The 26,302-nt window shown below is 66.2% G+C and carries 27 protein-coding genes and 1 tRNA gene; 14 read left to right on the plus strand and 14 right to left on the minus strand.

What is annotated here, in order from left to right:
• Position 1: 1 nt before the first annotated feature.
• Complete coding sequence (locus ACAX61_RS12120; protein WP_370715371.1) at positions 2 to 1,723, plus strand: amidohydrolase; 1,722 nt, start codon at positions 2 to 4, stop codon at positions 1,721 to 1,723.
• Between the two features lie 36 nt (positions 1,724 to 1,759).
• On the opposite strand, the gene ACAX61_RS12125 is transcribed toward ACAX61_RS12120, so the two are convergent.
• Positions 1,760 to 3,373 carry a peptide MFS transporter gene (locus ACAX61_RS12125; RefSeq protein WP_370715096.1) on the minus strand — a complete coding sequence of 538 codons (1,614 nt, stop codon included), beginning with the start codon at positions 3,371 to 3,373 and terminating at the stop codon, positions 1,760 to 1,762.
• 158 nt (positions 3,374 to 3,531) lie between these two features.
• Here ACAX61_RS12125 and ACAX61_RS12130 point away from each other — a divergent pair, with 158 nt between their 5' ends.
• Positions 3,532 to 4,110: a nitroreductase family protein gene (locus ACAX61_RS12130; RefSeq protein ID WP_370715097.1), complete on the plus strand. Its 579-nt coding sequence runs from the start codon at positions 3,532 to 3,534 to the stop codon at positions 4,108 to 4,110.
• A gap of 40 nt (positions 4,111 to 4,150) precedes the next feature.
• On the plus strand, positions 4,151 to 4,507 hold the full coding sequence (locus tag ACAX61_RS12135) for a GntR family transcriptional regulator (protein WP_370715098.1): 357 nt from the start codon (positions 4,151 to 4,153) through the stop codon (positions 4,505 to 4,507).
• Between the two features lie 4 nt (positions 4,508 to 4,511).
• Here the strand turns inward: ACAX61_RS12135 and ACAX61_RS12140 are convergent, their stop codons facing one another.
• A complete protein-coding gene (locus ACAX61_RS12140) occupies positions 4,512 to 6,224 on the minus strand; it encodes an acyl-CoA dehydrogenase family protein (protein WP_370715099.1) in 1,713 nt (570 codons plus the stop codon).
• Between the two features lie 46 nt (positions 6,225 to 6,270).
• On the opposite strand from ACAX61_RS12140, the gene ACAX61_RS12145 reads away from it, so the two are divergent.
• Positions 6,271 to 7,206: an L-threonylcarbamoyladenylate synthase gene (locus ACAX61_RS12145; RefSeq protein WP_370715100.1), complete on the plus strand. Its 936-nt coding sequence runs from the start codon at positions 6,271 to 6,273 to the stop codon at positions 7,204 to 7,206.
• Between the two features lie 7 nt (positions 7,207 to 7,213).
• On the opposite strand, the gene ACAX61_RS12150 is transcribed toward ACAX61_RS12145, so the two are convergent.
• On the minus strand, positions 7,214 to 8,467 hold the full coding sequence (locus tag ACAX61_RS12150; RefSeq protein ID WP_370715101.1) for a dicarboxylate/amino acid:cation symporter: 1,254 nt from the start codon (positions 8,465 to 8,467) through the stop codon (positions 7,214 to 7,216).
• Between the two features lie 84 nt (positions 8,468 to 8,551).
• Between ACAX61_RS12150 and glmM the strand changes: the two genes are divergently transcribed.
• Positions 8,552 to 9,892: a phosphoglucosamine mutase gene (glmM, locus tag ACAX61_RS12155; RefSeq protein WP_370715102.1), complete on the plus strand. Its 1,341-nt coding sequence runs from the start codon at positions 8,552 to 8,554 to the stop codon at positions 9,890 to 9,892.
• A 9-nt stretch (positions 9,893 to 9,901) separates the two neighbouring features.
• On the opposite strand, the gene ACAX61_RS12160 is transcribed toward glmM, so the two are convergent.
• Positions 9,902 to 10,267 carry a DUF1244 domain-containing protein gene (locus ACAX61_RS12160; RefSeq protein WP_370715103.1) on the minus strand — a complete coding sequence of 122 codons (366 nt, stop codon included), beginning with the start codon at positions 10,265 to 10,267 and terminating at the stop codon, positions 9,902 to 9,904.
• Between the two features lie 80 nt (positions 10,268 to 10,347).
• On the opposite strand from ACAX61_RS12160, the gene pyk reads away from it, so the two are divergent.
• The gene (pyk, locus tag ACAX61_RS12165; protein ID WP_370715104.1) at positions 10,348 to 11,805 is read left to right on the plus strand and encodes a pyruvate kinase; all 1,458 of its coding nucleotides are present in this window, start codon (positions 10,348 to 10,350) and stop codon (positions 11,803 to 11,805) included.
• Between the two features lie 19 nt (positions 11,806 to 11,824).
• On the opposite strand, the gene ACAX61_RS12170 is transcribed toward pyk, so the two are convergent.
• From ACAX61_RS12170 to ykgO, 3 genes are all read right to left on the minus strand, one after another.
• Positions 11,825 to 13,450 (minus strand): alkaline phosphatase family protein, encoded by a 1,626-nt coding sequence (locus ACAX61_RS12170; RefSeq protein ID WP_370715372.1) that lies wholly within the window; start codon positions 13,448 to 13,450, stop codon positions 11,825 to 11,827.
• Positions 13,451 to 13,514: 64 nt separating this feature from the next.
• On the minus strand, positions 13,515 to 14,141 hold the full coding sequence (locus ACAX61_RS12175; RefSeq protein WP_370715105.1) for an HAD family hydrolase: 627 nt from the start codon (positions 14,139 to 14,141) through the stop codon (positions 13,515 to 13,517).
• A 20-nt stretch (positions 14,142 to 14,161) separates the two neighbouring features.
• Entirely contained in the window at positions 14,162 to 14,287 is a 126-nt protein-coding gene (ykgO, locus tag ACAX61_RS12180) for a type B 50S ribosomal protein L36 (protein WP_066575973.1), read from the minus strand.
• Between the two features lie 163 nt (positions 14,288 to 14,450).
• On the opposite strand from ykgO, the gene ACAX61_RS12185 reads away from it, so the two are divergent.
• From ACAX61_RS12185 to ACAX61_RS12200, 4 genes are all read left to right on the plus strand, one after another.
• Positions 14,451 to 15,053, plus strand: coding sequence for a DUF4136 domain-containing protein (locus ACAX61_RS12185; protein ID WP_370715106.1), 603 nt, complete (start codon positions 14,451 to 14,453; stop codon positions 15,051 to 15,053).
• Positions 15,050 to 16,162, plus strand: a complete 1,113-nt coding sequence (locus ACAX61_RS12190; RefSeq protein ID WP_370715107.1) for a M14 family metallopeptidase — start codon at positions 15,050 to 15,052, stop codon at positions 16,160 to 16,162. Before ACAX61_RS12185 ends, ACAX61_RS12190 begins: the two co-directional genes overlap by 4 nt.
• 1 nt (position 16,163) lies before the next feature.
• Positions 16,164 to 16,619 (plus strand): GNAT family N-acetyltransferase, encoded by a 456-nt coding sequence (locus tag ACAX61_RS12195; protein ID WP_370715108.1) that lies wholly within the window; start codon positions 16,164 to 16,166, stop codon positions 16,617 to 16,619.
• Between the two features lie 205 nt (positions 16,620 to 16,824).
• A tRNA-Arg gene (locus ACAX61_RS12200) sits at positions 16,825 to 16,901 on the plus strand.
• A 220-nt stretch (positions 16,902 to 17,121) separates the two neighbouring features.
• Here ACAX61_RS12200 and ACAX61_RS12205 read toward each other — a convergent pair.
• Positions 17,122 to 17,292 (minus strand): hypothetical protein, encoded by a 171-nt coding sequence (locus ACAX61_RS12205; protein WP_370715109.1) that lies wholly within the window; start codon positions 17,290 to 17,292, stop codon positions 17,122 to 17,124.
• Positions 17,293 to 17,467: 175 nt separating this feature from the next.
• Between ACAX61_RS12205 and ACAX61_RS12210 the strand changes: the two genes are divergently transcribed.
• Positions 17,468 to 18,874: an RAD55 family ATPase gene (locus ACAX61_RS12210; protein ID WP_370715110.1), complete on the plus strand. Its 1,407-nt coding sequence runs from the start codon at positions 17,468 to 17,470 to the stop codon at positions 18,872 to 18,874.
• 4 nt (positions 18,875 to 18,878) lie between these two features.
• A complete protein-coding gene (locus tag ACAX61_RS12215) occupies positions 18,879 to 19,232 on the plus strand; it encodes a response regulator (RefSeq protein WP_370715111.1) in 354 nt (117 codons plus the stop codon).
• Between the two features lie 371 nt (positions 19,233 to 19,603).
• On the opposite strand, the gene ACAX61_RS12220 is transcribed toward ACAX61_RS12215, so the two are convergent.
• From ACAX61_RS12220 to ACAX61_RS12245, 6 genes are all read right to left on the minus strand, one after another.
• Complete coding sequence (locus ACAX61_RS12220) at positions 19,604 to 20,320, minus strand: PepSY domain-containing protein (RefSeq protein WP_370715112.1); 717 nt, start codon at positions 20,318 to 20,320, stop codon at positions 19,604 to 19,606.
• 112 nt (positions 20,321 to 20,432) lie between these two features.
• On the minus strand, positions 20,433 to 21,101 hold the full coding sequence (locus ACAX61_RS12225; protein ID WP_370715113.1) for a copper resistance protein B: 669 nt from the start codon (positions 21,099 to 21,101) through the stop codon (positions 20,433 to 20,435).
• Between the two features lie 518 nt (positions 21,102 to 21,619).
• A complete protein-coding gene (locus ACAX61_RS12230; RefSeq protein ID WP_370715114.1) occupies positions 21,620 to 23,473 on the minus strand; it encodes a copper resistance system multicopper oxidase in 1,854 nt (617 codons plus the stop codon).
• Between the two features lie 81 nt (positions 23,474 to 23,554).
• A complete protein-coding gene (locus ACAX61_RS12235) occupies positions 23,555 to 24,121 on the minus strand; it encodes an RNA polymerase sigma factor (RefSeq protein WP_370715115.1) in 567 nt (188 codons plus the stop codon).
• Positions 24,118 to 24,546, minus strand: coding sequence for a periplasmic heavy metal sensor (locus ACAX61_RS12240; protein ID WP_370715116.1), 429 nt, complete (start codon positions 24,544 to 24,546; stop codon positions 24,118 to 24,120). Before ACAX61_RS12240 ends, ACAX61_RS12235 begins: the two co-directional genes overlap by 4 nt.
• Entirely contained in the window at positions 24,543 to 24,818 is a 276-nt protein-coding gene (locus ACAX61_RS12245; protein WP_370715117.1) for a hypothetical protein, read from the minus strand. The genes ACAX61_RS12240 and ACAX61_RS12245 overlap by 4 nt, the downstream gene beginning before the upstream one ends.
• A 135-nt stretch (positions 24,819 to 24,953) precedes the next feature.
• On the opposite strand from ACAX61_RS12245, the gene copC reads away from it, so the two are divergent.
• Positions 24,954 to 25,340 (plus strand): copper homeostasis periplasmic binding protein CopC, encoded by a 387-nt coding sequence (copC, locus tag ACAX61_RS12250; RefSeq protein ID WP_370715118.1) that lies wholly within the window; start codon positions 24,954 to 24,956, stop codon positions 25,338 to 25,340.
• 2 nt (positions 25,341 to 25,342) lie between these two features.
• Positions 25,343 to 26,269 carry a copper homeostasis membrane protein CopD gene (copD, locus tag ACAX61_RS12255; RefSeq protein WP_370715119.1) on the plus strand — a complete coding sequence of 309 codons (927 nt, stop codon included), beginning with the start codon at positions 25,343 to 25,345 and terminating at the stop codon, positions 26,267 to 26,269.
• Positions 26,270 to 26,302 lie beyond the last annotated feature (33 nt).

Below are 26,302 nucleotides of genomic sequence, written 5' to 3' on the forward strand. Positions count from 1 at the left end.
GATGCGGGTGCGCCTTGCCGCCCTCCTGTCCCTTTCGACGCTGGCAATGGCCGCCCCGGCATGGGCCGACGGGCTGATCGACAATGTCGACGGCGTGACGCTGGACGAAAAGGGGCGGGTGACGCGGTTCACCGGCATCCTGATCGACAAGAACGGCACCATCACCCGCGTGCTGGGGCGAAAGGACAAGCGGCCGGAAAGACTCGACTGGCGCACCGACATGAAGGGGCGGGTGGTCATCCCCGGCATGATCGACGCGCATGGTCATTTCATGGAACTGGGGTTCAAGGCGCTGTCGCTCGACCTGTCGGACACGACCAGTTTCGAGGAGGCGAAGGCGAAGATCGCCGCCTATGCCGCCGCCAATCCCAACCGCCCGTGGATTACCGGCGGCGGGTGGAATCAGGAACGCTGGGGCCTTGGCCGCTTCCCGACCGCCGCTGAACTCGACGCCATCGTGCCGGGCAAGCCGGTGTGGCTGGAGCGCGTGGACGGCCACGCCGCCTGGGCCAATTCGGCGGCGATGAAGGCGGCGGGCGTGACGGCCAAGACCGCCGCACCCACAGGCGGGCGTATCGAAAAGGGCGCGGGCGGCGCGCCGTCGGGCGTGTTCGTCGATGCCGCGATGCAATTGGTGGCAAAGGCGGTGCCCCCGCCTGCTCCCCGCGACCGCAACGCCGCCTTTCTGGAAGCGCAGAAGATCCTGCTGTCCAGCGGCATCACCGCGACGGCCGACATGGGCACCAGTCTGGATGACTGGCTGACCTATCGCTACATGGGCGACCGCAACCTGCTGCGTATCCATATCATGAGCTATGCCAACTCGGTCGAGACGGCGGTGCGCGTCGGCGTCAGCGGGCCGACGCCGTGGCTGTACAACGACCGGCTGCGCATGGGCGGGATCAAGCTGTATCTCGACGGCGCGCTGGGGTCGCGCGGGGCGTGGCTGAAGGCGCCCTATGCCGATGCGCCGGGACAAACCGGCCTGCCGCTGCAAAACGATACGCAATTGCTCAATCAGATGAGCCGGGGCGCGATGGACGGGTTCCAGCTGGCCGTCCACGCCATTGGCGACCGCGCCAATGCGGAGGTGTTGTTCGCGATCGAGGAATTATCGTCCAGCTATACCGGCGACCGGCGCTGGCGCATCGAACATGCCCAGATTGTCGACCCCGCCGACCTGCCCGGCTTTGGCCGCAACGGCGTGATCGCATCGATGCAGCCGGTGCATCAGACCAGCGACCGCGTGATGGCGGAGACGCGGCTGGGGCCGCAGCGGCTGGGCGGTGCCTATGCGTGGAAATCCATCACCGCGACGGGTGCGCGGGTGGTGTTCGGGTCCGACTATCCGGTGGAAAAGCCCAATCCGTTCGTCGGCTGGGCGGCGGGCTTTACCCGGCAGGACGCCGACGGCCAGCCCTTTGGCGGGTGGCGGCCCGAAGAGGCGCTGAGCCGGGAGGGGGCATGGCGCGCCTTTACCACCGACGCCGCCTATGCCGGCTTTGCCGAGCGCAAGCTGGGCCGCATTGCAGAGGGGATGCGCGCCGATTTCGTCGTGGTCGACCGTGACCCCAGCATGGTCAGCCCGACCGAGCTGCGCCAGACGCAGGTCTTCGAAACCTGGGTCAATGGCGAAAAGGTGTGGGAGCGCGGGCAGAGGGCGATCGACGTGCCCGAAGGCGGCGCCGCGCCGGTCAAGCCCTATATCGAACCGGGCCGTTAAGCGGGGCGGGGGCCACGCGCCCCCGCCCGCCTTGGATCAGGCCTTGGTCTCACCAGCGGTGCGCGTGCCCGCTGCCGCCGGTTCGGCAAGCTCGCCTTCGCCCGCCATCGCGTGATCCTCGTCATCGCGCAGCGTGTCGAGGTGCATCCAGCGCGTGACGATGGGCGACAGCAGCAGCACGACGGCGGCGATGCCCAGCGTCCACCAGCCGATGGTCGAATACACCTGAAGCGTGCCTTCCTTGGTCATTTCGCCGCCATGGCCGCCGGTCGCCTCACCGATCTTGCCGGCCACGAAATTGCCGACGGCGGTCATGTAGAACCAGGCACCCATGATCAGGCTGGCCAGATGCTTTGGCGCCAGCCGGTTCATCGCCGACAGCCCGACCGGGGACAGGCAAAGCTCGCCCGCGGTCTGGAAGAAATAGATCAGGAAAACGAACAGCACCGGCGTCGCGACCGCCGGGCCGACCGCACGCGCGCCCCAGACGAAAACGAGGAAGCTGAGCGCCACCAGCACCAGCGCGATGCCGAACTTGGCGGGCGCCGACGGTTCGATCCGCCGCTTGCCCAGACCCACCCATGCCGCGGCGAAAATGGGGCCGAGCAGCACGATGTAGATCGGGTTGATCGACTGGAACAGCGACGCCGGCACCCCGCCGCGATCGACATAACGGTCGGTATACAGGTTCAGCGACCCGCCCGCCTGTTCGAACAGGCCCCAGAAGACGGGGTTGAGCGCGATCAGGAACAGGATGGCGAACATCCGGTCGCGGGCGTGCGGCTCCAGCTTGAACGATTCGAACAGCACATAGCCCAGCAGCCCCACGCCGGAGATGATCAGCAGCGTCTGAATCACGTCCTGATACTGGACCAGCGCCCAGATCACCGCGATCGACGCGACGCCGATGCCATAGAGCGACCATTCGCGCTGGCGGCTGAGCGGCGCGGGCGGCTCTGCCCGGCCCAGCAGCAGCGGCTTGCCCAGCGCGAACACGATTAGGCCCAGCAGCATGCCGACGCCCGCCGCGCCGAAACCCCAGCCCCAGCCATAGGTTTCGCCCAGCCAGCCCGCCATGATCGTGCCCAGCGCCGCACCCACGTTGATGCCGACATAGAAGATCGTATAGGCGCCGTCGCGGCGGGTATCGGTGCGCGAATAAAGCTGGCCGACAATGACCGAGATATTCGCCTTCAGAAAGCCGGTGCCGACGATGATGAAGGCCAGCGCCAGCCAGAAGATGTTGATCGCGGCCGATTGCTGTCCGCCGTCGCCCTCGATCCCCATCAGGAAATGGCCCAGCGTCAGCATGACGCCGCCGAACAGCACCGCCTTTCGCTGACCCAGATAACGGTCGGCCAGATAGCCGCCCAGCACCGGCGTGATGTAGACCAGGCTGGTATAGGCGCCGTAGATCAGGTTCGCCTTGCCGTCGTCGAACAGCCAGTGTTTGGTCAGATAGAAGATCAGCAGCGCGCGCATCCCGTAATAGGAAAAACGCTCCCACATCTCGGCAAAGAACAGGACGTACAGGCCGCGCGGATGGCCGGCGAATTCCGGCTGCTTGCTGGCGGCAACGACGCCGCCGCCGATCAGCAGCAGGACAAGGAACGCGCCCGCGATCGCGGCGATCGTGTCGGCAGTGGTCAAGGGCAAGCCTCTCTGAACAATTGGGCCGGTCGGCGGCCGGCATTTGGCCGAACCCTAACCCCGAATCGCGTAAAGCCAAGCGGCAATGTCACAATTGTGACTTGTCGACGGCGTGCGCGGCCCCTTGCATGAGCGTGCCAGCGCGTTAGCGATGGGTCATGTTCAACGACACCGCAAGCCTTTCGACCTACCTTGCCACCCGCCGTTCGGGCAAGCCGCGCGACATGGTGGCGCCGGGTCCCCACCGGGCCACATTGGCCAGGATGGTCGAAATCGCCGCGCGCACGCCCGATCATGGCAAGCTGGCGCCGTGGCGCTTCATCGTCATCGGCGCCGAACAGCGCGCCGCCTTTTCCGACATGCTGGGGGCCGCCTATCGCATCGACCGGCCCGAAGCCGGGCGGCTGGAGATCGAGGCGGTGCAGCAATTCGCGCATCAGGCGCCGACGCTGGTCGCCGTGCTGTCATCGCCGCGCGAAAGCCATATCCCCTTGTGGGAACAGGAATTGTCAGCGGGCGCGGCGGTGATGAACCTGCTGCACGCGGCCAATGCCCATGGTTTCGTCGGCGGATGGCTGACGGGCTGGGCGGCATTTTCGCCCGCTGTGCTGGCGGGGTTGGGCGGCCGCGCGGGGGAGCGGATCGCCGGGTTCGTGTTCATCGGCACGCCGTCGCGCGCACTGGACGAACGACCGCGCCCGTCGCTGGACGCGATCCTGTCCGACTGGGCGGGATAAGGGATTGGCCTTTGCCACCCAGTTGCCGTATTAAGGCGGCATGACAGCGATCGAGCATGAGGATTCGCCCGTTTACATGCGCCTTCGCGCCACGATCGCGGCGGCGATCCTGCGCGGCGAGTATCGTGCGGGCGACCAGTTGCCGTCGGTCCGCGCGCTTGCGGCCGATGTGGGCGCAAACCCGCTGACCGTCGCCAAGGCGTATCAGACGTTTCAGGACGACGGCTATGTCGAGGTGCGGCGCGGGGTGGGCATGTTCGTGCTGCCCGGGGCGGCAGAGGCGCTGCGCGTGGCGGAGCGCGACCGTTTCCTGAACGGTTATTGGCCCAAGGTGCGCGACCATATCGCACTCCTTGGGCTGACCCCGGACGAATTGTTCGAACGCGAGCGCGCCTGAACGATCAGGCCGCGAACGCCGCTGCCGGAATTGCGTAAAGCGCGTCCGCGCGCGCCGTCGCCGCAGCTTTGAGCCCCATCGCCTCCGGCACGATCTGTTCGACATAGAAGCGGGCGACCGCCTGTTTCTGGGCCAGGAAATCGGCATCGCCATCGGCCTCAGCCGCGATGCGGCCCTGTCGCTCCATCAGCCAGCCACAGGTCGCGACCGACAACATGGTGAGGAAGGGATAGGACGCCGCCAGCCGATCGTCGGCATCGGCGGTCATCAGCTGCCGCCCGACATCCTCGCACGTGTCGATCAGCGCGACCAGCCCGGCGTCGCGGGCGTCGGCGCGGATGTCGGCGATGTGCGACAGGAACACACCGCCATTGTCGAGGCCCAGCTTGCGGCCGACCAGATCGGCGGCCTGAATGCCGTTGGTGCCCTCGTAAATCGGGGTGATGCGCGCGTCGCGGAAATGCTGGGCGGCGCCGGTTTCCTCGATATAGCCCATGCCGCCATGCACCTGGATGCCCAGGCTGGCGACTTCGTTGCCAAGGTCGGTGCCATGCGCCTTGGCCAGCGGGGTCAGCAGGTCGACCCGCTTGCGCGCATCGCCGTCGCCCAGCGCCGCCCGGTCGACATTGCCCGCCGCCAGATAGACCAGCGCGCGCGCGGCCTGGGTCTGCGCCTTCATCCGCATCAACATGCGGCGCACATCGGCATGCTCGATGATCGCCACAGGCTGTCCGCCGCGCGCGCCCTGCACGCGTTCGCGGGCATAGGCGACGGCGCGCTGCGTCGCGCGTTCGGCCACCTGTACGCCCTGAAGCCCGACATTCAGGCGCGCATTGTTCATCATCGTGAACATCGCAGCGATGCCGCCGCCCTCATGCCCGATCAGCTCGCCCCGGCACTGCCCCTCGTCCCCGAACGACAGGACACAGGTGGGGGAGGCATGCAGTCCCATCTTGTGTTCGATCGACACGACGCGAATATCGTTGGCCGCACCCGGCGTGCCATCGCCCGACAGGCGATATTTCGGGACAAGGAACAGGCTCAGACCCCGGGTGCCCGAGGGCGCGCCGGGCGTGCGGGCCAGCACCAGATGCACGATCTGGTCGGTCAGGTCATGGTCACCAAAGCTGATATAGATCTTGGTACCGGTGATCGACCACTGACCGTCGCCCAGCGGTTCGGCGCGGGTGCGAAGTGCGCCCACGTCGCTGCCCGCCTGCGGTTCGGTCAGGTTCATCGTGCCCGTCCACGCACCGCTCGACAGATGCGGCAGCCACGTCGCCTGCTGTTCGGGGGAGCCGTGATGCATCAGCGCCTCGATCGCGCCGACGGTCAGCGTCGGGCACAGCGCCAGCCCCATATTGGCGGTGCCCAACGTTTCCAGCACCGCGCTGGCAATGGCAAAGGGCATCGCCTGTCCGCCATGATCCGCAGGCGCGCCGATCGTGCCCCAGCCGCCATCGACATAGGCCTGATAGGCGGCGCGGAAGCCATCGGGCATCACCACGCCACCGTCGGTCCAGCGCGCGCCGACGGTATCGCCCGCGCGGTCCAGCGGCGCCCATTCGCCCGCGGCAAAGGCGCCCGCGCCGTCCAGCACCGCCTCCACCATGTCCGAGGTGGCATGGGCAAAGCGTTGGCTGTCCGCCAGCGCGTCGATGCCGGCGATATGGGTCAGCACGAAACGCTGTTCGGCGGTGGCGGGGGTGAAGCTCATCGTTCCTCTCTTGTCGTGCTTTTGCGCGCAATATAGCGGGTTTCGGGTGTCGCATCCAAACCCGCCCCTGGTCACCCGCACCTTACGCTACGGCGATGCGGGCGCGCTGGACGAAGCCGCGCGCGTGATCGCCGGCGGCGGTTGCGTCGCGGTGCCGACGGAGACGGTTTACGGCCTTGCCGCCGACGCGACCGATTCGCGCGCAGTGGCGGGCATCTATGCGGCCAAGGGTCGGCCCAGCTTCAATCCGCTGATCGTGCATGTCCCCGACCTGTCCGCCGCGCGTGCCATCGCGCATGTCGATGCGGCGGCGGAGGCGCTGGCCGCGCGCTGGTGGCCGGGACCGCTGACCATGGTGCTGCCGCTGCGTGCCGATGCGGGGATTGCCGCACTGGTGACGGCGGGGCTGGATACGGTTGCGGTGCGCGTGCCCGCTCACCGCGCGATGCAGGCGCTGTTGGCGGCCAGCGGGCGACCGCTGGCGGCGCCGTCGGCCAATACCAGCGGGTCGATCAGCCCGACGCGCGCCGATCATGTCGCGGTAAGCCTTGGCGGGCGCATCCCGCTGATCCTCGACGACGGGGCGACCCCGGCGGGCATTGAATCGACGATCGTCGACGTGGCGCGGGGTCTGGTGTTGCGGCCGGGGCCGGTCGACCGGGCGGCGCTGGGTCTGGCGCGCGCGGTGGATGACGGGACGATCACCGCGCCGGGGCAATTGTCCAGCCATTATGCGCCGGGCAAGCCGGTGCGCCTGAACGCGCTTGCCGCCAATCCGGGCGAATGGTTGATCGGTTTCGGGCCAGTGGCGGGCGACGACACGCTGTCCGCCAGTGGCGACCCGGTAGAGGCGGCGGCGCGGCTGTTCGACGCGCTGCACCGCGCCGATGCCGGTGACGCCCGCGCCATCGCCGTCGCACCCGTGCCGATCGACGGCCTGGGCGAAGCGATCAACGACCGGCTGGCGCGCGCCGCCGCCTGAGCCGCGCTCAGTCGCGCAGCAGCGCGTCTGCTTCGTTCTCGCCCAGCCCCTCGGTCTGGCCGCGCGTCACTACGCTGGTCACGGCGACGTCCATGGTGACATTGCCAAGCGTGCGGATGATGTCGGGCAGCGTTTCCACCGCCACCAGCAGCGCCAGCGGCTCGATCGGCACGCCCATTGCCAGCGCGATCGGCGCGATCGAGGAGACGAAGCTGATCGTGCCCGGCAGGCTGACCGCGCCCAGCGTCGTGATGGCGGCGGCGGCGATGCCGATCGCCACCTGTTCCGGGCCGAGCTGCATCCCGAACACATGCGCGACATACAGCGCGACCGAGATATTCATCGCCGGGCCGGTAAAGCGAAAGATCGCGACCGCCAGCGGCAACACGACGCCCGACGCGGCGATCGGCAGCTTCAGCGCCTCTGCGCCGCGCAGCATGGCGGGCAGGGAAGCGAGGCTGGACTGGGTGCTGATCGCCACCGCCTGTGCCGGTGACGTGGCGCGCAGGAAATGGGACAGGCTGACGCGACCGGCAAAGCGCGCGGTCGGATAGGCCAGCAACCAGATCAGGATGCCGGTGCCAGCCACCACCGCGACATAGTGCAGCAGCGCCCCGAACGCCGCCGTCCCCGCCTTTGCCCCGACGACATAGGCCAGCGCAAACACGCCCAGCGGCGCCAGCCACAGCACCCAGCCGATCATCACCAGCATTGCGTCGGCCACGGCCTGGAAAAAGCGGGTCAGCAATTCGCGCGGCTCGGCGGGCAGGCGGGTCAGGGCAAAGGCAAAGGTGGTGGTGAACACGATCAGCGGCAGAAACGCGTCCTCCGCCGCTGCCGATACCGGGTTGGTCGGCACCATCGCGACCAGGAATTCGGAAAAGGGCGGCACTTCGCCCGCCGGTGCCGCGCTGGCGAAGCTGGCCTTCAGCGCCGCCCCGGCCTGTGCGCCCAGCGGGAACAGGTCCAGCAGCGTCAGCGTGAACAGCGCGCCCAGCGCAGACGATGTCCACAGACAGATCATGAAGACCAGGATCGCCCGCCCCGCCAGCCGGCTGGCACGCGCCGCGCGTGCCGTTGCGGCAACGCCCGTGACCAGCAGCGCAACCACCAGCGGCACGATCGTCATGCGCAGCGCGTTCAGCCACATCGTTCCGATGGGCTGTGCAACGGCCGTTCCGGCCAGGGCCGCATCGGGCCGGGTGGCTGCCAGCAGGATACCCGCGGTAATCCCGACAATCAGCGCCAACAGGATTCGCATCGGCTGCGACATGCTCGCCCTTCCAAAAAACGCGCGCTATCAGGCGACGCATAGCAAGGTTGCAAGTTGAAGGGGCTATGCCCGATGGCAAGAAAATATTTCGGTACCGATGGAATTCGCGGCGCGACCAATACCGCGCCCATGACGGCAGAGATGGCGATGCGTGTCGGCATGGCGGCGGGCGCGCACTTTCTGCGCGGGGATCACCGCCATCGTGTCGTGATCGGCAAGGACACCCGGCTGTCGGGGTACATGCTGGAAAATGCGATGACGGCGGGCTTCACCTCGGTCGGGATGGACGTTGTGCTGGTCGGCCCGATGCCGACCCCTGCGGTCGCGATGCTGACCCGTTCGATGCGCGCCGACATGGGCGTGATGATTTCCGCCAGCCACAATCCCTATGCCGATAACGGCATCAAGCTGTTCGGGCCGGACGGCTACAAGCTGTCCGATGCCGATGAGGAAGCGATCGAGGCGTTGATCGAATCGGGGGTTTCGCTGGTTCCGGCGGCGGAAATCGGCCGGGCCAAGCGGATCGAGGATGCGCGCGGGCGGTACATCCACTTCGTCAAATCGACCTTTCCCGACGATCTCAGCCTAGAGGGGCTGAAGGTCGTGATCGATTGCGCGAACGGCGCCGCTTATCAGGTCGCACCCGCCGCGCTGTGGGAATTGGGGGCAGAGGTGGTCGCGGTGGGCATTGCGCCCGATGGCCGCAACATCAACGACGGCGTGGGTTCGACCGCACCGGGCAAATTGCAGGAAACCGTGGTGGCGACCGGCGCCGACATCGGCATCGCGCTGGACGGCGATGCCGACCGCTTGATCGTGGTCGACGAACAGGGCCGCGTGGTGGACGGCGATCAGTTGATGGCGACCATCGCCACCGGCTGGGCGCGGCGCGGGCGGCTGAACGGCGGCGGGCTGGTTGCGACGGTCATGTCGAATCTGGGCCTTGAGCGCTATCTGGCGGCAGAGGGGCTGGAGCTGATCCGCACCAAGGTCGGCGACCGCTACGTTCTGGAGGCAATGCGCTCACGCGGCTATAATGTCGGCGGCGAACAGTCGGGCCACATGATCCTGTCGGATTATGGCACGACCGGCGACGGACTGGTCGCCGCGCTGCAAGTGCTGGCAGAGGTCGTGCGAGACGGCTCGCCCGCAAGCCAGGTTCTGCACCGTTTCGACCGCGTGCCTCAGGTGCTGAAGAATGTACGCTACGAACGTCCCGCCAAGCCGTTGGAGGCCACAAGCGTGATCAACACGATCGCGGTGGCGGAGCGCGAACTGGCAGGCCGGGGGCGGCTGGTGATCCGGCCATCGGGGACCGAGCCCGTCATCCGCGTCATGGCCGAGGGCGATGACGCGGGACAGGTGACGGAAGTGGTCGACCGCATCTGTGACGCGGTGCGCGCCGCGGCTTGACCGCGCGGCTTATCGCGGTTCGGTCATGGCGGGCGGGTCGCTGGCGGGGAAACTTTCGTCCAGCGCCTCGTCCAGCGCCTCTTCCTTCGCGTTGCGGGCGACGCTTTCGTTCATGCGCGCAATCTGTTCGGGGGTGGCGGGCTGCTGGTGGTTCGCCTTCCACTCGGCATAGGGCATGCCATAGACCAGCTCGCGGCCCTCGTCCCTGGACAGGCCGCCCGCTTCCGCCACCCAGTCGCCCAGGCAGTTGCGGCAAAAACCGGCCAGACCCATCAAGTCCACATTCTGCGCGTCGGTGCGGTGGCGAAGGTGCCTGACCAGTCGCCGAAACGCCGCCGCGGCGACCTTGTCGTCCAGTTTGTCGATGTCTGACATGTCCGCAATCCTATGCAAGGTTGATCCGTCGCCAATATCGGCTACCAACCGGCCCGGACAAGCCGAGGAGCAAATCCCCAATGAACAAGGCCATGCCGCCCCGTACGCGCAAGGTGCGCGTTCTGGCGACGCTGGGTCCCGCCAGCAGCAGCCCCGAAATGATCGCCCGGCTGTTCGAACGCGGCGCCGATGCGTTTCGTATCAACATGAGCCACGGCGATCAGGCATCGAAAGTGCCCGTGATCCAGGCGATCCGCGCGTTGGAGACGGAATATCGCCGCCCGACGACGATCCTTGCCGATCTTCAGGGCCCGAAGCTGCGCGTCGGCAAGTTCGCCGACGGCCGCGTGATCCTTCAGCCCGGACAGACCTTCACGCTCGATCGCTCGCCCGAACCAGGCGACGAGACGCGCGTCGAGCTGCCGCACCGCGAGATCTTTGCCGCCATCGCCCGCGATGCGCGGTTGTTGCTGGACGACGGCAAGCTGGTGCTGCGTGTTACCGATCATGACGACGACCGCATCGAAACCGTGGTCGAAGTAGGCGGCGCGCTGTCCAACTCAAAGGGGCTGAACGTCCCCGACGTGGTGCTGCCCATGGCGGCGCTGACCGAAAAGGATATCAGCGACCTGGCCTTTGCGGTCGATCAGGGCGTCGACTGGATCGCCCTGTCCTTCGTCCAGCGGCCCGAGGATCTGGCCGAGGCGCGCAAGCTGATCGCGGGCAAGGCGGCGCTGCTGGCCAAGATCGAGAAGCCGTCGGCGGTCGCGCGGCTGGACGAGATTGTCGAGCAGTGCGACGGCGTGATGGTCGCGCGCGGCGATCTGGGCGTCGAACTGCCGCCCCAGTCGGTGCCGCCGCTGCAAAAGCGGATCGTCGAAACCTCGCGTCGGCTGGGCCGCCCGGTGATCGTCGCGACGCAGATGCTCGAATCGATGATCACCGCCCCGACGCCGACCCGCGCCGAGGTGTCGGACGTCGCAACCGCGGTTTACGACGGCGCCGACGCGATCATGCTGTCGGCCGAAAGCGCGGCCGGCGCATGGCCAGCCGAATCGGTTGCGATGATGGACGCGATCGCCAATTCGGTCGAACGCGATCCCGCGCATGGCGACCGCGTGCATTTCACCGTCACCACGCCCGACCCGACCACGGCGGACGCGATGGCGGCAGCGGCCAAGGATATCGCCCGGACCGCCAATGCATCGGCGATTATCTGCTTCACCCTGTCGGGCTCGACCGCGCGCCGCATCGCGCGTGAGCGTCCGTCGGTGCCGATCCTGGTGCTGACCCCGCGCGCACAGACCGCGCGGCGGCTGGGCCTGTTGTGGGGCGCGCACGCGGTGCAGACGCGCGACGTCGCCTCGTTCGAGGAAATGGTCGCCAAGGCCAAGCGCATGGCGCTGCGTCACGGTCTGGCCAAGGGCGGGGAACGCGTGGTCGTATGCGCCGGCGTACCGTTCGGCGTGCCGGGTTCGACCAACGTGCTGCACGTCACCCAGATCATCGGTGACGAGCTGAAGAACCACGAAGCCTGATTGCGCGGCTGCGCGGGGATTATTTCCCCGCGCAGCTGTCGCCCGGCCCGCCGTCCAGATCGAGGCAGCGGCCATCGACCTCGCCCGGCTTCAGCGGCAGGTCCACCAGCGCAGCAAAGCTGGGCATGATGTCGACCGTTTCCACTGCCAGCGGCTGTTCGAAGCGCGTCATCCCCTTGCGCCAGAACAGCATCGGCACGCGGCGGTCATAATCCCATGGGCTGCCATGCGTCGCGCCGCCCTGGCTGGGCGTGATGCCGGGTTTCAGGAACACGACGAAATCGCCAGAGCGTTCCGCGTCATAGGCCGCGCGCTGGCGCTCCAGCAGGGTCCAGCTGTCGGGCGAGCCGGTCGGCTGCGGCGCATCGCGCACTTCGGCGGCGGTCAGGACCGCGGCCACTTGCGGATGCTGGCGATATGCCGCCGCGGCCGCGTCGATCGCGCGTGAACGCATGGCGGGGTCGGTCATTTCGGGCGTGACCCAGACATCACCGTTCATCGACCCGTAAAGCAGCTGCCCGCCGTTCCAGCCAAGCGCCGGGGCCAGCGTCTGGCCCAGTGTTTCGGGCGCCAGCGCGACGTCGGCCCGTGCCGCGGCGGGGACACCGCGCTCGCGCTCACGCTCAGGCAGGTCGTTGCCGCCATGATCGGCTGAGAAGCCGATGACATAATCGACGCCGGTTGCGTCCAGCGCGCTCATCAACTCACCCACCGCCCGGTCGACGGCGGCGACCTGGATGCACATTTCCGACCCTTCAGTGCCATAACGGTGGCCGACATAATCGGTGGCGGACAGGCTGACGGTCAGCACGTCGGTGGACGGGCCGCGACCCAGCTTCATCTCGTCGATCAGCGCGACCGCCAGCTTGGTCACCGCGCCGTCAAATGCGGGCGATGCCTTCCACCGGCCCTCGTCCCCGGCGCTGCGCTCGAAACGGCCGGCGCCCATCTGCACTTTGCCGACGGTCACGGGCCGTGCGACCGGGCGGCACCAATCGGGCAGGTCGAACGCGGCGCCAGGCGCGGCGATTTCGGAACGCATCGCTGCGTTGATGCGGGTCACCGACTTGGGCGCGGTGGGCGTCGTGGTGGTGACAAAGCCAGTACCATCGCGCCAGAACCAGATCTGGTCCATCGCATGGCCGCCCATCATGATCGCGGCACGGTCCTTGCCCGCAACCGATACGGTGCGGACGCGCGGGTCGCGCGCCTTCATCCGTTCGCCAAGCGTTGGCACGCGCAAATGCACGTCGCTGGGCACATAATCGCGGGCTGTGCCGCGCCGCTCATCCTCCGCGCAATAGACGGAGCCGGGACGCGGACCTTTGAAATCGAACCAGTTATTGGCGATGATGCCGGTGCGCGCCGGGCGGCTGCCGGTCATCAGCGTGGCATGACCAGGGCAGGTTTCAGTCGCGGCATGGCTTTGAAAGCCGTTGGGAAACACCGCGCCGTTCGACAGCCGCTGCAACCCGGCGCGATAATAAGGGCGATGTTCCTGGAAAATGTCGGTCGAAAACTGGTCCGCCGACACCATCACGATCAGCCGCGGCGGCGTGGCCGGGGGCGCGTCCTGTGCCAGGGCGGGCGCGCTCGACAGCGACAGGAGTGCGGTCGCGCGGGCAAGGGTGCGGGACATGGACATGGCACGGCTTTCGTTGGAACGGTCGACGCCTCCATCGCGCCCGACCATGACGATTTCGTGGCGATCAGGCCGGCAAGAGGCTCTTGTCGACCAGGAAATTCCGGAAAGCGGCCGAGTCGCGAAACAGATGGGCATGGATGCCCATCGCGGCGGCGGCGTCGATATTGGCGGGGTTGTCGTCGACGAACACCGCCTGTTCGGCGCTAAGGCCGAAGCGGTCCAGCGCGAGCGCGTAAATTGCCGGATCGGGCTTTACCAGCCGTTCTTCCCCCGACACCACGATCTGGCGAAAGCGGTCGAACAGTCCCGGCCATTCGGCGCGGAAGGGCGGCCAGAATTCATGGCTGAAGTTGGTGATGGCGAACAGCGGTACGCCCGCCGAATCCAGCGATTCGACGATCTCGTGCATGCCTTCGACCGGGCCGCCGATGCTTTCGTTGAAGCGCGGACCCCAAAGCCGGATCAGTTCGGCATGCTGCGGATGGCGCGCGGCCAGCTCTGCCGAGGTGTCGGCGAAATCTCGCCCCTCGTCATGCTGAAAATGCCAATCGAGCGACAGGACGTCGCGCAGGAACGCTTCGAGCGCCCGATCATCGGTGATCAGGCGCTCGTAAAGGAAGCGTGGATGCCAATGGAACAGGACATTGCCGATATCAAAGATAACGGCATGCGGGGCAGGCGCGGATTGCAAGGCCCCGGTCCCGGACCGAATCAGCCCTGGCGTGCCTTGAAGCGACGCTGCGTCTTGTTGATGACGTAAACGCGGCCACGGCGACGGATCACGCGGTTGTCGCGGTGACGCCCCTTGAGCGACTTGAGAGAATTGACGATCTTCATGACCGGCTCGCTGTCCAAATATTTCGCGGGAAAAAGTGAGGCGCTCGCCTAGCTGCACCCCGGCCCTGCGTCAAGGCGAAAGCGGGGAAGCCAAAGCGTTGCTCGCGCGTTACGATATCGCGCCGGGCCTTGATAATACCCGGCGGGGATGAAGGAAACCGCCATGCGTATCGCGTTGATCGCCGTTCTAGCTGCCACCGCCACGCTTGCCAGCGCCTGCACGACGGGCGGTGCACGAACCGGGCCGGTCGAGGTGATTCGGTACAATCTGGGCACACCCATCGCGCCGGGAACCTTTATGGTCGATCGAAACGCCGCGGGGCCGGGCACATTGTCCAGCGATTACGGAATGCAGGTGGATGCGGTGGCCGATCAACTGACGCGGCTTGGCTATACGCGCGTGCCTCAGGGGGCGGGGTCGCTCTATCTGCTGGAAGTGACGATGGACCGTCAGCAGGTGGGCACCACCCGCGTCGGCCCCCGATTCGGTATCGGGCTGGGCGGCGTGTCGGGCGGCATGGGCGGCGGCGTCGGTGGCGGCGTGTCGACCCAGCTCGGCGGATCGACGCGCGCGCTGATCGGCAACGAACTGACGGTGAAGCTGCGCCGCCGCACCGACCAGACGGTGTTGTGGGAGGGCAATGCCCGCACCGCTGGCACGGCGCCTGCCGATGCGCGCGCGGCAGAGGTTCAGGCCGGGCGGCTGGCCGACGCATTGTTCAGGGACTTTCCGGGCCAGTCGGGATTCACTACCACGGTGCCATGACGATCGACGTGAACGCCGCCTTTGACAGTGGCAATATCGAACTGGTGGGCATCGACGGCGACCGGGTGGATCTGAACATCCGGCGCGATGCCCATTCGGATTTCTATCAGTGGTTCCATTTTCGTGTCGCCGGGTTGAAGGGGCGCACGCTGACCTTTCGCCTGATGAACGCGGGCGGGGCTGCTTACGCCTTTGGCTGGCCCGGCTATCGCCCGCGCGTGTCCACCGATCGCCAGCAATGGGCGATGGTCGAAGCCAGCGCGTATGAGGACGGGGTGCTGAGCTTCACGCACCGATTCGACGGCGATGTGGCATGGTTCGCCTATTTCGCGCCCTATTCGATGGAGCGGCATAACGACCTGATCGCGCGCATGGCGGCGATGCCGGGCGTGTCGCACCGCGCGCTGGGCCAGTCGCTGGAGGGACAGTCGATCGATTGCCTGGACCTGGGCACGGGCCCGCGACAGGTGTGGATCTATGCCCGCCAGCATCCTGGCGAATCTATGGCCGAATGGTTCATGGAAGGCGCCCTCGAAAAACTCACCAGCCCCGGCGATGCCACCGCCGCGCTGCTGCGGGAGAAGGCGACGCTGCATCTGGTGCCCAACATGAACCCCGATGGTTCGTGTCGTGGGCACCTGCGCACCAACGCGGCGGGTGTGAACCTGAACCGCGAATGGCATGCGCCAACACCCGAACGCTCGCCCGAAGTGTTGTGCGTGCGCAATGCGATGGACGCGACCGGTGTCGACTGGGCAATGGACGTGCATGGGGATGAGGCGATTCCTGCCAATTTCCTTGCCGGGTTCGAGGGGATTCCCGGCTGGACCGACGCGCAGGGCGAGCGTTTCTATCACTACCAGCAGCAGTTGGCCGCGAACACGCCGCTGTTCCAGACGGCGCTGGGATACGAGAAATCGGCGCCGGGCCGGGCCAATCTGTCGATGTCGACCAATCAGCTGGCCGAACGGTTCGGCGCGGTGTCGATGACGCTGGAAATGCCGTTCAAGGATCACGACGCGTCGCCCGACGCGGTGTTCGGCTGGTCGCCCGAACGGTCAAAGGCGCTGGCCCACGCCTGTCTCGACACGCTGGCCGAGCTGATCTGACATGGAACTGCGCGACGGCGGGCTGGAGCATCCGGCGGTCGTCGCGCTGCTCCACGAACATTTCGCGGCGATGCTGACGCACTCCCCGCCGGGGGCGTGCCATTTCCTCGACCTGTCGGGGCTAGCGGCGCCTGATGTCCGGTTCGTGACGGCATGGGACGGCGACACGCTGCTGGGCTGCGGCGCGCTGAAGCGGCTGGATGCCGGACATGGCGAGCTGAAGTCGATGCGCACTGCCGCCCACGCCCTGCGCCGTGGCGTCGCGACCGCGATCCTGAACGCCCTGATCGAACATGCGCGCGGGCAGGGGATGACGCGCCTCAGCCTTGAAACCGGGTCGGGTGCCCCCTTTGCCGCCGCGACCGCCCTGTATCGCCGCCACGGGTTCGAAGCCTGCCCGCCCTTTGCCGATTATGAAGTCACGCCGTTCAACCGGTTCATGACGCGGAGCCTGTGACGCCGCTGTTTGCGCAGCAGGTCGAACCGGCCTCCTTGACGCATGTGCAGCGGATCTGCGGTCGCCGCGCTGCTACGTGCTTCATCATGCAGACCCCTTGCCGAACCCATGTCCGGCAGGAGCGGCGACCGGTTGACGCATTCACAACGATCCGCAACAAACCCACTGGCGCCCGCTCGCCCGCTTTGCTAGGCAGCGCCACCACGCACCCGTAGCTCAGCTGGATAGAGCGCTGCCCTCCGAAGGCAGAGGCCACAGGTTCGAATCCTGTCGGGTGCGCCATCCCCTTAAAGACGCAGAAAGCAGCGGTATCCGCATTCACCCGACAGTGTGAAGATGCGAACGCATGGCGAGTTTTGAGCCGCTTGCGGGCTGGCCGGTTTTAGACGGCGAGAAACGATAGGTGCCTTCCAAGCCTGCCGCTCTGCGGCGGCAGCTTCGCGCCCTTATTACATCGAAACCCCGGCTGCAGGATGATTTGGGTGCTTCGCCATGTCTGCAATCAGCTTCTTGTGTGGGTCAGGCTGGCGCGCCTTTCCAGCGGGATGATCTTGGCCATCTTCCGCAGGTTTTTGATCTGCCGCCGCGAGGTGGACTTGTCTCCAGCGTCAATGGATCCGGGCAGTCGCAAGCGATCCAACTTCACGATGCGCTGGCGGTGAGCGAGCAGCATCTCGACCTGCCGATTGGCCGAAGCGGGCTCCCAACCGTTTCATCACACCTTAAGCCGTTACGAAAAAATGCTTTGAATGAATGACAGAAAGACCGCCTAGTGTAACAAGGTGTGGTTGGATGCCTCCGCGCCAGCATGACCGGCGACGATGCGCTGCGAGCAAAGGGGTTTGGACTTGATCGAACGTTTTTTGACCGGCGTTGATGGTCTCGATCAGATATTGCGTGGCGGCTTGCTTCAAGGTTCGGCCTATATCGTTCAGGGACCGCCGGGAGCCGGAAAGACGATCCTCGCCAACCAGTTCTGCTTTTCCCATGTGCGCAGCGGGGGGCGGGCGCTTTACGTGAGCCTTCTCGCGGAGAGCCATGAGCGGATGCTCGCATATCTCTCAGCCCTGTCCTTCTACAACGAGAGCGTCATTCCTCAGGCGCTGCAATATGTAAGTGGCTACGGAACACTGGAGCGCGACGGGCTGCCGGGCCTCATCAAACTGATGCGGCATGAAATCAAACGCCATCAGGCCACCGCGGTGGTTCTGGATGGGGTATTCGTGGCTCAATCCAACACGTCCGAAGGCGAGTTCCGAAAATTCGTTCACGAGCTGCAAGGCATTGCCAATTTCTCGAACGCGACGCTCGTGATGCTTACGCATCAGTCCCGGCCAAGCGGTAGCCCCGAGCACACGATGGTCGACGGCTGGATCGAGCTGAGCGACGAAGTGAAGGGGTTCAGATCTTATCGAACCATTGAGGTCAAGAAACATCGCGGCTCGGAAATCCTTCGCGGGAAGCACCCGTTCAGGATCACGGGGTGCGGCCTGAGAGTCTTTCCTCGCATTGAGAGCACCCTGACCGGAGCACCTTCGAACAGCCGGGTTGAGGGCCGGGTGTCAACGGGCCTGAAGCAGCTCGATGAACTTACCGGAGGCGGTCTTCCCTGCTCCACGGCAGCGTTGATTCTGGGGCCGACCGGCGTCGGCAAGACCACATTCGGGTTACATTTCCTTTCGGAGGCCACACCCCAAGAACCTGCGGTGATGCTGGGATTGTACGAGAGCCCAGGGTTACTCCAGTCGAAGGCTCGCGCGATCGGGCTCGACATCGAAGCTGCCTGCAAAAGCGGCGCTCTCACAATCCTCTGGCGCCCGCCATCGGAAAATCTGGTGGACGAAATTGCCTGGGATGTTGTGGAGAAGGCCAAGTCAATCAATGCAAAGAGAGTATTTGTCGATGGCGTTGCCGCGCTGAAGGACAATCTCATTTACCCCGAAAGACTGCCATACATATTGAATGCCATGAATGCCTATCTTCGTGAGATAGGCGCGACTGTACTCTATACGTCGGAGATCCGAGACATGCACATGCCGGACGTTCTCCCGACTGACGAAGTTTCCGTCATAGTGGATAATGTGTTTCTTCTGACCTATCTGCGCCGCGAGCAGGCACTGCGCCGCAGCCTGTCCATTATCAAGCTTCGCGAAAGCCGTTTCGACGCGCGCGCAACGGAGTTTCACTTAAGTGGAACGGGGGTGGCGTTCGCGCCGGATCCAGAACTGAGGGAAGCTATAGCGGAGGGACAATAATTTCATGCTCCGCATTCTCATCGTCGAGGACGAAGCGCTCGTCGCCCTCGTTACCAGCCTGGCACTGGAAGAGGCTGGCCATCATGTAATGGAAGCAATCAACGGCGAAGAGGGGCTGAAGATCGCCCGCCAAGAGCAGCCGGAACTTATCATTACTGACTACATGATGCCCCGTATGAACGGCTTGGAGATGATCGAAAAGTTGCGGGAAGAGGGGTTCGAAGGTCCGATCGTTCTGGCAAGTGCGATTCCCGAGGCGAACCTGCCGATCAGGCCGCAGTACGATGCCTATCTGCAAAAACCCTATCGTGAGCAGGACTTACTGGGTGTTATGCGGCGCTTGTTCCGGGAGAGTTAAGGTCCGCGTGAATGAAGGTCGACTGGATGGCCAACCAACGTAGAACTTGACGAAATCAGACGTAATGTCCGCTGCTCGACAACAGAGCAGGTGTCACAGGCATCTTACACCCTTTTGACACCTGCTGTTGAAGGCGGCCGGCGGTCAGCCGATAGTCGTCCTCCTGATTCCATCAGTGCTGGTAGCGGCTTTCAGTTCTCTGAGGCTCCGTCCGCGCGTTTGGTTTCACGCTATCCCAACTCGCATCGGCAGAAGCAGCGCGAGCGAGGCCGGTTACCGTGGGTATGAGGGCGATCAACGCGAGACCTTGGACCGACAAGCCGCCGGACTTGCAGCTTGCCCCGCTCGCCCATCATAGGCAGGAGCGCGGGCTAACTCTTCGCCCTGCCACGTCTCTTTCTTGGCCAGCGGAGATAGAGGAGGATCGTTCCGGCGATCGCGAGCAGAAGCCCGCCGATCGCGAACGCCTTGAGCCATGGCGTGTTGAAGTCCTCATGCTCGCTCCAGTCCATTATGTGGAGCGCCCAGAAAAAGTCGTAGAACCGCCAGGTTCCGGTGCGGACGGCGGCGATACGCCCAGCGTCGTCGATATAGACCCGTGTAGCCTCTCCATCGGCGAAGGCGACCTGCCACGCCGGCAGTCTCCCCTTGTATTCGGTGCTGGCGGCGGTGATCCGAGTGACCTGGGCCTCTGGCCGGGGCTGTCCCTTGTAAGCGGTCGACGCGATCCGGCCCGCCGTGACCGCATCGACCGCGGGAAGCGCAGCGCCCGTCGCCGCGTCATGGAGCCGCAATTCGCCTGACGCGCTTTCGACCTCGACGACCGGCCGGCCAAGCAGCAGGCGATACCTTGCGCTCCGCAGCGGCGTGCCTCCCGCGATTCGGTCCAGGGGCGCATAGGCCTGCACGGGCAGCAGGCCCCCCGCATCGCGCTCAACCAGATGCTCGCCACGCACGCGATCGATCGGCAGCAGGCTCATGACCAGCCCACTTGTGAACCACAGCAGCAGTTGTACGCCGATTATCAGCGCCAACCATCGGTGAAGCCGGCTCGCGCCAATGTGGAGCTGCATCTTCTTGCTTCGCATTCGCCCCCCTGATCCCAAACGCGCCTTAACGGCGCGCGAGCATGGCCTTCATCTGGTGTTTTACCGCTTCCTCGAGCGGATGATGTTTCAGGTGCCCGAATTGCGCCCGTCGTCAGAACCAGGCGCGGATACCTGCGACGACGCTGACCCCCCCTGTGCCTTCGCCCGCCGCGCGGCTGTAGCGCGCGGTGTCGCCGAACCTGCGTTCCCAGGAAACGCCCACATAGGGCGCGAACTCCCGCTTGATCTCGTAACGCAGGCGCAGTCCCGCTTCGGCGTCGGTCAGGCCGGAACCGAGCCCGCTGGACGGTACGTCCTGTGCGGACAGGTTCAATTCGACCCGCGGCTGCAGCACAAAACGCTGCGTGATGCGCTGATCGTAATAGCCTTCGAGGCGTCCGAAAACGTCGCCCTTGTCCGATAAGAACAGCGCGCCCTCGACATCGAACCAGTATGGCGCGAGGCCCTCGAAGCCAAGCTGGGCATAGGTGCGGTCGGGGCCGGCCGCGAAGTCCTGGCGGATACCAGCCTGCAAGTTGAAGTAGGGCCCGATGGCGCGACTGTAGAGCGCCTGCACCTCGCCTTGCGTATCCTCGCGGGACGTGCCCTCCCCCTCGCTTTTGATGGTTAGCCGGTTGATGTCGCCGCCATACCAGAACTCTCCGTCCCACCGGTAGCCGTCACGCCCGTTTTGGTACTGCACCTCGGCGAGGTTCAGCATGAGTTGAGAGTACGACATGCCGCCGTGCTCCCTGCGCAGCGCGGTGCGAGCGGAAGCCATCGCCGCGCGGCCCCAGACCCGGTCGGCGTAATTCGCCTCAGGCGCCGCTGGCGCGGGGGCGTTTCCGGCAGGCAATGCTGTGCCCCCCGTGCCCATCGGGGGCAAGTCGCCGGTCGCCGGGGACGCGTTCGTGCAATGGCCCATGGCGGCATGCTCGGGCGGGCAATCCGGATCGCTGGCGACTGGAGCTGCTATGGATGACGCCGTCGGCGGAGGCACGGCCGACTGTGCGGCAGGGGACGAGGTCGTTGGCACGCAGTGCCCCATTGCCGCATGTTCGGGTGGACACGGCGGGTCAGGGGGGGGCGCCGCCGGTGCCGACGGCGAGCTTGGCGCGAGTGCCGGACGTGTCGGGATCTCGGCCGCCGGTGTCGGATTGGCTTCAGATCTGGGTCTGGCTGCCTTCGGCCTGGCAGCCTGCGGCTCGGCGGTGGCAGGCATCTTGCAGTGGCCCATCGCCGCGTGCTCCGGCGCGCACTGGGTTGCCGACGCGAGAAGGATGGCGCTGAGGGCGAGGCTCATTTCGTATCTCCCTCGCGCGGACGGACCGACACGACCTGCATCATGCCCGCGTGCATGTGGTAGAGCATGTGGCAGTGGAACGCCCAGTCGCCGACCGCATCGGTGGTCACGTCGAATGTCGCTGTCCCGCCGGGCTGGACCTGAATCGTGTGCTTGCGCGGGGCATATTCGCCATGGCCCGTGACAAGCTCGAAGAAGTGGCCGTGCAGGTGGATGGGGTGGCCCATCATCGTGTCGTTGACCAGCGTGATACGCACGCGTTCGTCCTTGAGGAACGGGATCGGCTTCTTCACCTCGCTCAGCTTCTCGCCGTCGAACGCCCACATGTAGCGTTCCATGTTGCCCGTGAGGTGGATGCGCATCGACCGGTCGGGCGCGCGGACGTCGGGGTTGCGGTCCACCGCCATCAGATCGGTATAGACCAGCACCTTGTGGCCGACGTCTTCCAGTCCCTGGCCGGGCTCGCCCATGCGATCGACCGGCATCGGCGAGATGGTCTGCACGGTTGGCGTCTTCTTGACCTCCGGCGCGACCGAGAAGTCGCGCATGGAGTGGTCCATGCCGCCCGACCCGTGGTCCATGCCCGCCTGCTGACCGGTGCCGCCGGCCGCTGGCTTGCAATGGCCCATCGCGGCGTGTTCCGGCGGGCATGCCTGCGCGGCGGGTGCCGGGTTGGCGTGGCCCATTGCGGCATGGTCCATGCCCGTCATCGCGTCACCCGACCCGTGGTCCATGCCGCCCATGCCCATGTCCTTCATGTCGGCCAGTGGGCGGCGGCGCAGCGCCGGGACGGCTGCGGCCATGCCCTCACGCGGGGCGAGCGTCGCACGCGCCATACCGGATCGGTCCACGCTCTCCCCGACGATCGTGTAGGCACGCTCGTCGCTGGGCTGCACGATCACGTCGTAGGTCTCGGCGACCGCGATCTGCATCTCGTCGACGGCGACCGGCCGCACCGGGAGGCCGTCTGCCTGGACGACGGTCATCCTGAGGCCGGGGATGCGGAAGTTGAAGGTCGTCATCGCCGAGGCGTTGATGATCCGCAGCCGCACATGTTCGCCCGGTCGGAACAGGCCCGTCCAGTTGTCGCGAGGGCCGTGGCCGTTGACGAGATAGGTGTAGGTGCTGCCGGTCACGTCCGCGACATCGGTGGGATCCATTCGCATGGCGCCCCATTCCAACCGCTCCTTGGTCGACTGATCCTTGCCTGCCAACAGCCCGGCGAGCGTCTGCTTCTGAAAGTTGAAATAGCCACCCTGCTGCTTGAGCTTCTTGAAGATGATGTGCGGGTGCATCTGGCTGTGGTCGGACAGCACGATCACGTGCTCGCGGTCCGACCGGACCGGATCGTCGCCTTCGGGATCGATGACAATCGGGCCGTAGTGGCCCAGTTGCTCCTGCAGGCCCGAATGGCTGTGATACCAATAGGTGCCCGACTGCACGACCGGGAATTCGTAGGTGAACGTCGAACGCGGCTTGATGCCGGGGAAGCTGACGCCGGGCACACCGTCCATGTGGAAAGGCAGGATCAGGCCATGCCAGTGAATCGAGCTGTCCTCGTCGAGCGCGTTCTCGACGTGCAGGCGGACGTTCTGGCCCTCGCGCAGGCGGATGAGCGGCGCCGGAACGGTGCCGTTGATGCCAATGGCGTGGCTCTCGCGCCCGTCGATCGTCATCATCTGATGCGCGATGCGCAGAGTGATGTCCTCGCCCGAGACGGTGGGCAGCGGCTTCACGATGCCCGCAGACACGGACTGCGCCCAGGACGGCATCCAAGCGGACAAGGCCAGCCCGCTGCTCGCGAGCGTAGCGCCGCGCAGCAGGCTTCGGCGGTCGATGGTTGCGTTCATCAGGGCTTTCGTCTCTCGGTTAGGCGGACAATGTCTGTCCTTGATACGCGTCGCGGAGCGGCGCCCCTCGGCGATGTCCGCCTAGCGGCAGAGCAGTTGCGTCAGGCGAGCACGGGCGCGTCGAATGCGCGTTTCGACGGCCTTTTCGCTGATCGCGAGGATCTCGCCTGCCTCGGCTTGGCTCAACCCGTCCACCGCGCAGAGCACGAGGGGTTCGCGCTGCGATGCCGGTAGCTGCGCCACGGCGCGGGCGAGGCGGTCGAGCTCGGCGCGGTCCGACGCCTGCACGTCCTGCAGGGGCTGGCTGTCGGCGTGCAGCTCGGCGATCTCCTCGACCGGCGTCGACAGGCCGAACATGCGCCGAACGGCGCGCCGACGTGCCCAGTCCCGCGATTTGTTGAGTGCGATCCGCGCGAGCCACGCCGACATGGGGCGGGTCGGGTCGAAGCGGCGGAGGGCGCCATGGGCGGACACGAACGTCTCCTGCACAAGGTCGAGCGCCTCGTCCGGGTCGGCGACGTTGGCGAGGATGAGGCGATAGACGCGCTGGCGGTGCCTCCGCATGATCTCGGCGAACGCGTCGTCGTCACCGGCAGCCGACCGGCTGGCTAGGTCGCCATCGGCGAGTGCCGCTAGGTCCGGCCTCACCGGGCGGTAGTCAGCGACTTCGTGACCGCACGGTCGAATGCCGCCCTTTGGTCGGGACGCAGCAGCTGACGCATCGCGAACACGTGTGCGAGCGTGGCCTTCTGCAACTCGCCCATCGCGCGGTGCGATGCGTCCACCGCCGCCGCCACCTTTGGTCCGTTCGCGTGCTCGGCCTCGATAGCCGCCGCGAGCCGAGCGTTGTCCGCACGCAGCTCGGCTTCGAGCGACTTGCGCCTTTCCGCAAAGTCGCGTTCCAGCTGCTGGAGCCTGGCTTCCTGGTTGGCGTCGAGCTTCAGGTCGTGGTGCAGCAGGGCATGCAATTCCGATGGCTGGGAATGCCGCGCCGGGATGATGACGCGGCCAACGAACACGCCGGCGAGGAAGGCGACGACCGCGACCAGTGCGGTCCAGCGTCCCCGCGTCATCGATCGGCGAGCAACAGCGTCGACGGGGCAAGCGCCCCCGCCGCGCCGAAGGCGTCGATCGGGGCTGCGCTTGCGGGCGACGCCGCAGAACCGGCGGTCATCGTTCCCAGGACGATCGCGCCAACGGCGGCGAGCGCGGCGGCGCTGATGCCGGTCCGCGTGCTCGTGCGGTTGGCTCGTACCCGGTTGAACACCGCCGCGTCGATCGCGCCCAATCCGGGATGATCGTCATCGGTGACTCGCCGGAGAGCGGCATCGAAATCGAAGTCCATGTGGTTCTCCATTCCGTCTAATACGGGTCAGTCGCTAGCAGCCCTCGCGGAAGCGCGCAGTCAGGAAGTGCGAGGCCGTCTGCGAGGGGCTAAGCGGCGCCGCGCGTATGCCTCTATGATCCCGCTAGTTTCACGATGGAGTTGATGATGCGTTTCAAAGCTGTAGCCGCCGCTGCCGCGCTTCTGGCGATCGCTGCACCTGCCATGGCTCATCCCAAGCTGGTTTCGGCGAACCCTGCGCCTAACGCGACGGTCGCGCCGACGGCGCGGGTCCAAGTGACGTTCACCGAAGCGCTGATGCCGAAGCTCTCGGGCGCGGACATCGTAATGACGGGCATGCCCGGAATGGACTCGCACCCGCCGATGAAGATGCCGGCCAGGGTCGATGTCAGTCCTGACCGCAAGACGATGATCCTCACGCTGGCGAAGCCGCTGCCCAAGGGTAGCTACCGCCTCGACTGGCATGGGGTGTCGGCCGATACGCACCGGGTGAAGGGCAGCTACGCGTTCAAGGTCGCCTGACAGTGGATTGGGCGGGCGTTGCCGTCCGGTTTGCACTTTATCTCGACCTGATGCTCGCCTGCGGCCTGGCGACCTTTCCGCTCATTTCACCGGATGGAGCGGCGAGGACCATGCCGCTACGCGCGCTGCTCCTCGCCGGTGGGTGGCTCGGCCTGATCCTTTCGGTTGGCAGCCTGCTCGTCGTGACAGCGGCGATGGCCGGGACGACGCTGGCGCAGGTCGATCGTCAAACGCTGACGATGATCATTGGCGAAACGCCTTATGGCGCGGCCTGGATCGTCCGAATGGTCGCGCTCGTTCTGGCGATGGGGGCTGTATCAGCCGTTCGCTCGCAAGGGCGCGCTCCTGCGCCCATCGCGGCATCGGCAGCCGCATTCGCTGTCGCCGTCGCAACGCTGGCCTGGGGAGGGCACGGTGCAATGAGCGAGGGGGCCGCGGGATCGCTGCACCTGACCGCGGACATACTTCACCTGCTCGCGGCAGCGGTCTGGATAGGATCGCTCCTCGGCCTGCTCCTGCTTGTTACAAGGCCGAGTTCGAGGGTCGATGCGGGGCATCTCGATCTTTCCTGGCGCGCGCTTCACGGCTTCTCGCGCACGGGAACGGCCGCAGTGGCCGTCATTGTGGTCACCGGGCTGGTGAACGGCTGGCTGATCATCGGGCCAGACGGCGCGGCCGGTCTTTCAACGACGCGCTACGGACAACTGCTGCTTGCCAAGCTGGGCGCGTTCGCTGCGATGGTGGCGCTGGCATCGCTCAATCGGTTTCGGCTGACGCCTGCCCTGCATGCGGTCGCCGCGTCAGGCGGGACGCCGCGGGAACTGGCGGCGTTGCGTATCAGCCTGGCGATCGAAGCGGCGCTTGGAGCCTTGATCCTCGCCTTGGTCGCATGGCTTGGCACGCTGGAGCCGGGAGCGCCGCCCGGCTGACGGTACGGGCAGCCTGACGACGGCTGCCCAGGC

It is taken from the genome of Sphingomonas sp. IW22, assembly GCF_041321155.1.
Classification (GTDB): Bacteria; Pseudomonadota; Alphaproteobacteria; order Sphingomonadales; family Sphingomonadaceae; genus Sphingomonas.

What these genes read in the sequence shown, in the direction of transcription:
- ACAX61_RS12120 (WP_370715371.1), top strand. Translation starts at nt 2, where the DNA reads ATGCGGGTGCGCCTTGCCGCCCTCCTGTCCCTTTCGACGCTGGCAATG.
- ACAX61_RS12130 (WP_370715097.1), top strand. Translation starts at nt 3,532, where the DNA reads ATGTTCAACGACACCGCAAGCCTTTCGACCTACCTTGCCACCCGCCGT.
- ACAX61_RS12135 (WP_370715098.1), top strand. Translation starts at nt 4,151, where the DNA reads ATGACAGCGATCGAGCATGAGGATTCGCCCGTTTACATGCGCCTTCGC.
- ACAX61_RS12140 (WP_370715099.1), bottom strand. Translation starts at nt 6,224, where the DNA reads ATGAGCTTCACCCCCGCCACCGCCGAACAGCGTTTCGTGCTGACCCAT.
- ACAX61_RS12150 (WP_370715101.1), bottom strand. Translation starts at nt 8,467, where the DNA reads ATGCGAATCCTGTTGGCGCTGATTGTCGGGATTACCGCGGGTATCCTG.
- glmM (WP_370715102.1), top strand. Translation starts at nt 8,552, where the DNA reads ATGGCAAGAAAATATTTCGGTACCGATGGAATTCGCGGCGCGACCAAT.
- ACAX61_RS12160 (WP_370715103.1), bottom strand. Translation starts at nt 10,267, where the DNA reads ATGTCAGACATCGACAAACTGGACGACAAGGTCGCCGCGGCGGCGTTT.
- pyk (WP_370715104.1), top strand. Translation starts at nt 10,348, where the DNA reads ATGAACAAGGCCATGCCGCCCCGTACGCGCAAGGTGCGCGTTCTGGCG.
- ACAX61_RS12170 (WP_370715372.1), bottom strand. Translation starts at nt 13,450, where the DNA reads ATGTCCATGTCCCGCACCCTTGCCCGCGCGACCGCACTCCTGTCGCTG.
- ykgO (WP_066575973.1), bottom strand. Translation starts at nt 14,287, where the DNA reads ATGAAGATCGTCAATTCTCTCAAGTCGCTCAAGGGGCGTCACCGCGAC.
- ACAX61_RS12185 (WP_370715106.1), top strand. Translation starts at nt 14,451, where the DNA reads ATGCGTATCGCGTTGATCGCCGTTCTAGCTGCCACCGCCACGCTTGCC.
- ACAX61_RS12190 (WP_370715107.1), top strand. Translation starts at nt 15,050, where the DNA reads ATGACGATCGACGTGAACGCCGCCTTTGACAGTGGCAATATCGAACTG.
- ACAX61_RS12195 (WP_370715108.1), top strand. Translation starts at nt 16,164, where the DNA reads ATGGAACTGCGCGACGGCGGGCTGGAGCATCCGGCGGTCGTCGCGCTG.
- ACAX61_RS12205 (WP_370715109.1), bottom strand. Translation starts at nt 17,292, where the DNA reads ATGCTGCTCGCTCACCGCCAGCGCATCGTGAAGTTGGATCGCTTGCGA.
- ACAX61_RS12215 (WP_370715111.1), top strand. Translation starts at nt 18,879, where the DNA reads ATGCTCCGCATTCTCATCGTCGAGGACGAAGCGCTCGTCGCCCTCGTT.
- ACAX61_RS12220 (WP_370715112.1), bottom strand. Translation starts at nt 20,320, where the DNA reads ATGCGAAGCAAGAAGATGCAGCTCCACATTGGCGCGAGCCGGCTTCAC.
- ACAX61_RS12225 (WP_370715113.1), bottom strand. Translation starts at nt 21,101, where the DNA reads ATGGCTTCCGCTCGCACCGCGCTGCGCAGGGAGCACGGCGGCATGTCG.
- ACAX61_RS12230 (WP_370715114.1), bottom strand. Translation starts at nt 23,473, where the DNA reads ATGAACGCAACCATCGACCGCCGAAGCCTGCTGCGCGGCGCTACGCTC.
- ACAX61_RS12240 (WP_370715116.1), bottom strand. Translation starts at nt 24,546, where the DNA reads ATGACGCGGGGACGCTGGACCGCACTGGTCGCGGTCGTCGCCTTCCTC.
- ACAX61_RS12245 (WP_370715117.1), bottom strand. Translation starts at nt 24,818, where the DNA reads ATGGACTTCGATTTCGATGCCGCTCTCCGGCGAGTCACCGATGACGAT.
- copC (WP_370715118.1), top strand. Translation starts at nt 24,954, where the DNA reads ATGGAGTTGATGATGCGTTTCAAAGCTGTAGCCGCCGCTGCCGCGCTT.